Source organism: Pantoea anthophila, assembly GCF_006494375.1.
Lineage (GTDB): Bacteria > Pseudomonadota > Gammaproteobacteria > Enterobacterales > Enterobacteriaceae > Pantoea > Pantoea anthophila.
In genome coordinates this window covers 1-332 of record NZ_VHIZ01000031.1, presented here as the reverse complement: position 1 = coordinate 332, position 332 = coordinate 1, and the positions used below count along the sequence as shown (strand labels likewise).

The following is a 332-nucleotide window of genomic DNA, read 5'->3' as shown; positions in this document are numbered from 1 at the left end:
TAATTTGCGCGATGTTTGTAGCATGGCTTGGCTATGTATGGTTCCAGAAAACACGTAAAGGTTTTGCCGATGTACTCTGAAAATTCTGCAATTATAATTGAACACCTCAGTAAGTGTTACCATATCTATGAGACGCCACGTGCGAGATTAAAACAATTCATTTATCCTACTATCAAACGTTTAATTGGCCGCAAAGATATTAATAACTATTATCGTGAGTTTTGGTCTGTTAAAGACATATCTTTTGATATTAAAAAAGGTGAAACTGTAGGAATAATTGGCAATAATGGTGCCGGTAAGTCAACGCTCTTGCAAATGATCTGCGGGACCTT

General features: G+C 36.7%; 1 protein-coding gene. It reads left to right on the top strand.

The genetic code is table 11. The features are described 5' to 3' along the window. Positions 1–69: 69 nt before the first annotated feature. Positions 70–332 (top strand): ATP-binding cassette domain-containing protein (locus tag FJW00_RS05925; RefSeq protein ID WP_140923261.1); only part of this gene is annotated, 263 nt, incomplete at its 3' end.